Origin of the sequence: Parasynechococcus sp. (assembly GCF_042954245.1) — a bacterium.
Taxonomy (GTDB): domain Bacteria; phylum Cyanobacteriota; class Cyanobacteriia; order PCC-6307; family Cyanobiaceae; genus Parasynechococcus.
Window position 1 is genome coordinate 1 of the sequence record NZ_JBGKDP010000251.1, and the last position, 6057, is coordinate 6057.

6 protein-coding genes are annotated in these 6057 nt (G+C 61.7%); 5 read left to right on the forward strand and 1 reads right to left on the reverse strand.

Annotation, left to right across the window (positions count from 1 at the left end; genetic code table 11):
- The coding region (locus ACGVJ8_RS11540; protein ID WP_392348242.1) for a coproporphyrinogen III oxidase at positions 1–413 on the reverse strand (413 nt) is incomplete at its 3' end.
- A gap of 115 nt (positions 414–528) precedes the next feature.
- On the opposite strand from ACGVJ8_RS11540, the gene ACGVJ8_RS11545 reads away from it, so the two are divergent.
- The 5 genes from ACGVJ8_RS11545 to ACGVJ8_RS11565 all read left to right on the forward strand — a co-directional run.
- Positions 529–1605: a P-loop NTPase gene (locus ACGVJ8_RS11545; protein ID WP_392348244.1), complete on the forward strand. Its 1077-nt coding sequence runs from the start codon at positions 529–531 to the stop codon at positions 1603–1605.
- 2 nt (positions 1606–1607) lie between these two features.
- Positions 1608–2846, forward strand: coding sequence for a rod shape-determining protein RodA (gene rodA, locus ACGVJ8_RS11550; protein ID WP_392348246.1), 1239 nt, complete (start codon positions 1608–1610; stop codon positions 2844–2846).
- Entirely contained in the window at positions 2843–4192 is a 1350-nt protein-coding gene (locus ACGVJ8_RS11555; protein ID WP_392348248.1) for a sensor histidine kinase, read from the forward strand. The genes rodA and ACGVJ8_RS11555 overlap by 4 nt, the downstream gene beginning before the upstream one ends.
- A gap of 102 nt (positions 4193–4294) precedes the next feature.
- Positions 4295–4726 carry a photosystem I reaction center subunit II PsaD gene (locus ACGVJ8_RS11560; protein ID WP_392348250.1) on the forward strand — a complete coding sequence of 144 codons (432 nt, stop codon included), beginning with the start codon at positions 4295–4297 and terminating at the stop codon, positions 4724–4726.
- Positions 4727–4787: 61 nt separating this feature from the next.
- The coding region (locus tag ACGVJ8_RS11565; protein WP_392348252.1) for an anthranilate synthase component I family protein at positions 4788–6057 on the forward strand (1270 nt) is incomplete at its 3' end.

Consider the following 6057-nt stretch of genomic DNA (forward strand, 5'->3'; position numbering starts at 1 on the left):
AAGTAACGGTAATTGAGGTGAACTGTCGGGATGTAGGGGTTGCGCGGATGCAGCACCATCGATGTTCCCGTGGCGAACCAGGGATGCCCCTTGGCCTCCGGACGCTGCTTGAGGATCGACGGGGGCAGTTCTTCCCCTTGAACCTCGGAGAAATTCACGCCGCCCTGTTCAAAGACGCGGCCCTCACGCATCACCCGGGAGCGCCCCCCACCCCCTTCAGGCCTGACCCAACTCTCTTCAACGAAGCGGCCTTCACCGTCGAGCGCTTCCAGGCCCGCACAGATTTCGTCCTGCAGCCCCATCACCATCGCGCGGGCCCGCTCTCTGGAATCACTGGGGGGTAGCTCAAGGGGAGCATTGCTGACACCCACGTCCTGGCGTCCGAGGACGCGGCGAATCAGGGAGCGGACCATGTGTCAGAGACTGAAGACATCGAAACCTAACCAGGTCACCCCAGGCCTGGACAAGCATCCGTCAGGGACTGTCACGGGCGGCGCCCCTAGGATCCGACTTGCCTTGATGAAAAGAATGACCCCGGTCGAGCAGGCCAACCAAGCCCTCCAGCAAGTCAAAGATGCCGGCAGTGGCAAAACGGCCCTGGAGCTCGGCTGGATCGAACAGATCCGCATCAGTCCGCCGCGGGCTGTATTTCGCCTCAGCCTTCCGGGCTTCGCCCAAAGCCAGCGTGACCGCATCGTGGCCGAAGCACGGGGCGCTCTGATGGCGCTCGATGGCATTGACGACGTGCAAATCGAGATCGGCCAACCGCCAAGCCAGGGAGGTATCGGCCAAGCCGGCCATGGTCAGCCAGCGGAACGCCAGGCGATCCCCGGTGTCCGCCAGGTGATTGCGGTAAGTAGCGGCAAGGGCGGTGTCGGCAAAAGCACCGTCGCCGTCAATCTGGCCTGCGCCCTCGCCCAGACCGGGCTACGGGTGGGACTCCTGGACGCCGATATCTACGGGCCGAACGCGCCCACCATGTTAGGCGTCGCTGACCAAACGCCGGAGGTGCAGGGCAGCGACGATCAGCAGCGGATTGTCCCGATCGAGACCTGCGGCATCGCCATAGTGTCGATGGGTCTGCTGATCGACGATCACCAACCTGTGATCTGGCGCGGCCCGATGCTTAACGGCATCATTCGACAGTTCCTGTATCAGGCCGAATGGGGTGAGCGGGACGTTCTCATCGTTGACCTGCCGCCGGGCACCGGTGATGCACAGCTCTCCCTGGCCCAGGCGGTGCCTATGGCCGGCGTTGTGATCGTGACTACCCCACAACAGGTGTCTCTGCAGGATGCGCGACGGGGTCTCGCCATGTTCCGGCAGATGGGCATTTCGGTCCTCGGCGTGGTGGAGAACATGAGCGCCTTCATTCCTCCGGACCGTCCCGACTGCCGCTATGCCCTCTTCGGTAGTGGCGGCGGCGCCCAACTTGCCGCGGACTACGACGTTCCCCTACTGGCTCAGATCCCCATGGAAATGCCTGTGCAGGAAGGTGGTGACACGGGACGACCGATCGTGATCAACCGCAGCGACTCTGCCAGCTCCGCCGAGTTCAAAGGCCTCGCTGAAGCCGTGCTTAAGGCCGTCACCCAGCCCGTCTGACGATGTTCAGCCAACGTGACCGCCGCAGATCGCACCGGGAGTGGGTGCTCTGGGGTATTCCGCTCGGGATGATCACCATCGCCGGGGTGCTGATCGCCAGCACCCAACGCCAGGTGGACTATGCCGACTGGTATCACCACTGGATCACCGCGGCCTTCGGAGTGCTGCTAGCGCTGGGATTGGAACGACTGCCGCTGCAGCGTCTCCGGCCTCTTTTGGTTCCCGTCTATGCCCTCACAGTGATCAGCCTCGTGGCAGTGCGCGTGATTGGAACCACAGCGCTGGGCGCCCAACGCTGGATCAGCATTGGCGGGGTTCATGTTCAGCCATCGGAATTCGCCAAGATCACGGTGATCCTGCTCGTGGCAGTGGTGTTGTCGCGACACCCGGTGGAACGACCGATTGATCTGATGCGCCCGCTCGGGGTGATTGCGGTGCCTTGGCTGCTGGTGTTCATCCAGCCTGATCTCGGCACATCGCTTGTGTTCGGCGCCCTGATGCTCACGATGCTCTATTGGTCGGGGATGCCGATCGAGTGGGTGATTCTGTTGTTGTCACCGCTGGTGACAGCCCTGCTCTCAGGCCTTCTCCCCTGGTCCATGGGCCTCTGGATCCCGCTGATGGTGGTTCTTGCTTACCGCTCTCTGCCCTGGAAACGGCTGGCGGCAACAGGGACCCTAGCCTTCCATGGCGCCATGGCTGCTGTGACGCCATGGCTCTGGATGCATGGCCTGAAGGACTATCAAAGGGACCGTTTGGTGCTGTTCCTCGACCCCAGTCAGGATCCATTGGGAGGGGGCTATCACCTTCTCCAGAGTACCGTGGGGATTGGTTCAGGCGGCGTCTTGGGTACAGGTCTTCTTCAAGGCCAACTGACCAAACTTCGTTTCATTCCTGAACAGCACACCGATTTCATCTTCAGCGCCCTGGGCGAGGAAACCGGTTTTGTTGGCTGTCTTCTGGTGGTTCTTGGCTTTGCAGCCTTGATGGCACGGCTGCTCCAGATCGCGCGCAATGCCCGAACCGACTTCGAATCACTCGTGGTGATCGGGATCGGCACGATGCTGATGTTCCAGGTGGTGGTCAACATCTTCATGACCATCGGCCTGGGCCCCGTCACAGGGATCCCCTTGCCCTTCCTCAGTTATGGGCGTTCAGCCATGGTGGTGAACTTCATCGCGCTCGGCCTCTGCCTGTCGGTGGTCCGGCAAAGCCGTCGCTCCTTGGCGCAACTCCGTTGACCGGGCCATCCTTCACCGACCTGCGGCAACGGCTGGCGCAGGACGCGCCACAGGGCCGCTGCGATGAGATTGGTGTCCGGCGGCTTTGGTGGGCTGCTCTGGAAACCCTGCAACAGGACCTACTCGAGCGCGGCATTGAACGCGGAATCTGGCTGGCTGCCCCCCTGCCGGCACTCTACGAACCGGAGTTGCTGAAACATCTGCAGGGATGGGTGTGGGCTCCAGATCAACTGGATCAACTGAGTCCACATCCAACGGCACTGCCGGGACGGTCCAGCAGCAATGAGCACGGCTCCCTGCGGGGATTCCAACGCTTGTCCCTGCGCTCCGATGACGGGGATGACCCACTGCTGCTGGTGATCACGCCCGAGGTCCAGGTGGCCCTTGCCTTGCATGGACCAGCCCAGAAGCGTCAGCTACTGATGCGATGCGACCCGGCAACGCTCAGTGCTGTTCTGGTTCAGCTGGGGGGGCGGCTAGAGCACCAGTCACCAGCGCAGGCCGAGCAGCTGCGCAAAGCGCTCGAATCGATCGGCTCCCTGCAGAGCAATGCAGCCTGGTCAGAACAGTTCTGGCCCAGTCTCACCGAGCGGCTCACCGGCACAGCCCCTGGGCTGATGCTGCAACCCATCCAGGCTGAGCACCCACCGGAAGCTCCCAGCCATGGAGATCTGAATTTGCTGGAAGCGATCACCCATGAAGTGCGAACCCCTTTAGCCACGATCAGAACACTGATCCGCTCTCTGCTGCGGCGGAAAGATCTGGCTGATGTCGTTGTGAATCGCTTGCGGCAGATCGATGTGGAATGCAGCGAGCAGATCGACCGATTTGGCCTGATCTTCCATGCCGCTGAACTGCAACGGGAACCCAATGAAGCCAATCTGGCCCGCACGGATTTGCAGGCCATGCTGAGCGCCCTTGCGCCCAGCTGGACGGAGCAACTGGATCGTCGCGGGATCGCCCTACAGCTGGATCTCACCGCTGACCTGCCGGCAATCCTCAGTGACTCCCAGCGGCTGGAACCGATGCTGGGGGGTCTGATCGACCGCAGCACCAGGGGGCTCCCCTCCGACAGTCAGCTCACCCTTCACCTCCAGGCAGCGGGTCCGCGGGTGAAGCTTCAACTGCATGTGGAGCATCCCGACAGGAGCCAGGCCGCGGAGGCCGGCCCGGCTCCCCAGCGCGAGGACGTGGGAACCGTCCTGAGCTGGGATCCCAGCACCGGAAGCCTGCAGTTAAGTCAGGATGCAACCCGCCAGATGATGGCCAGCCTTGGGGGCCGCTATCAGCCCAAGCGCGACCGCGACATCACCGTTTTTTTTCCGGTGCACACCCCCGGAGAGTGATTGGTTTGTTGACGGGTGTGAAGCTTGCTTTCGGAGGTCAAAACGGGCCCCAATGGCGGTGCTACTTTCCGGCCATAACGGCTCTTGTAGATTCTTTCAGCCATGGCAGCAACGGCGTTAAACGGTCAACTTCCCCAGCACATCGCCAGCACTGGCGGCCTTCTGAATTCAGCGGAGACTGAAGAGAAATACGCAATCACCTGGACCAGCAAGACAGAGCAGGCCTTTGAACTGCCCACCGGTGGCGCCGCTCTGATGAATTCAGGCGAAAACCTGATGTATTTCTCTCGCAAGGAACAGTGCCTCGCCCTCGGTACCCAGCTGCGCACGAAATTCAAGCCCCGGATCGAGGACTACAAGATCTACCGGATCTACCCCGGTGGTGATACCGAGTTTTTGCATCCTAAGGATGGCGTGTTCTCCGAGAAGGTGAATGAAGGGCGTTCCATGGTAGGCCACAACCCCCGTCGCATTGGCCAAAACGTCAACCCGGCCAACATCAAGTTCAGCGGCCGCAATACCTTCGACGCCTGATTCATTCAGGCAAACGTCACCGATGGCCCGAGGCTGTCGGTGACGCTGCCAAGATGCGCGCATGCTCAGTCCTGATCGCGCCTCCTTTCGGCAGGCAGCCGCCAACGGTTTCAATCTGATTCCTCTGGCCCAGAGCTGGCCAGCGGATCTTGAGACACCGCTCACAACCTGGATCAAGGTCGGAGCCAATCGGCCTCCCGGTGTCCTCCTGGAATCGGTTGAGGGTGGTGAAACCCTTGGACGCTGGAGTGTTGTCGCCTGTGATCCGCTGTGGACGGCCTCAGCGCGTGATGACGTTCTGATGCGTGAGTGGCGCGATGGACGCCGTGATCAGACGGTGGGCAATCCTTTCGATGGGCTTCGGGCTCTGCTGGCCCCCTACCGCTGTGCCTCCCTTCCGGGTCTCCCACCCCTTGGGCAGCTCTATGGCATGTGGGGCTATGAGCTCATCCGTTGGATCGAGCCCAGCGTTGGGGTCCATGACAGTGCCGCCGATGCTCCGCCCGACGGCATATGGATGCTGATGGATTGCATCCTGATTTTTGATCAGGTCAAGCGGATCATCACGGCGGTGGCCTACGCCGACCTCAGCAATGGCGAGGATCCCGAAGCCGCCTGGGAGGACGCGATCACCAGGATCCAGACCCTGCGGGAGCGCATGACAGCTCCGCTTCCACCCATTGAACCGCTCACCTGGTCTGCCGATGCCGGTGACCTGCCATCGGTCCAGAGCAACCGCAGCCAGGAGAACTTTGAGACAGCCGTGGAAACAGCCCGTGAACACATCGCAGCCGGAGATGTGTTCCAGCTGGTGCTCAGCCAACGGCTGGAGGCTGATGTGCCCCAGAAACCCCTTGAGCTCTACCGAAGTCTGCGGATGGTGAACCCATCTCCTTACATGGCGTTCTACGACTTCGGCGACTGGCAGCTGATCGGATCCAGCCCAGAGGTGATGGTGCAGGCGGAACCTGCGGCGGATGGGATTCGCGCCAGTCTGCGGCCGATTGCGGGGACACGTCCCCGTGGACGAACACCCCTGGAAGATCGGGAGCTGGAAGCGGATTTACTCGCAGACCCCAAGGAGCGTGCTGAGCACGTCATGCTCGTGGACCTCGGTCGCAATGACCTGGGTCGGGTCTGCCAGCCAGGGAGTGTCGAAGTCAAGGACCTGATGGTGATCGAGCGGTACTCCCATGTGATGCACATCGTCAGTCAGGTGGAAGGTCGACTGTCCCCAGAGCACGATGTGCTCGACCTGCTGATGGCCGCCGTCCCCGCCGGAACCGTCAGCGGTGCCCCCAAGATCAGAGCCATGCAACTGATCAACAGCC

Coding starts and splice junctions, on each gene's coding strand:
- ACGVJ8_RS11560 (WP_392348250.1), top strand. CDS start 4,295: ATGGCAGCAACGGCGTTAAACGGTCAACTTCCCCAGCACATCGCCAGC.
- rodA (WP_392348246.1), top strand. CDS start 1,608: ATGTTCAGCCAACGTGACCGCCGCAGATCGCACCGGGAGTGGGTGCTC.
- ACGVJ8_RS11545 (WP_392348244.1), top strand. CDS start 529: ATGACCCCGGTCGAGCAGGCCAACCAAGCCCTCCAGCAAGTCAAAGAT.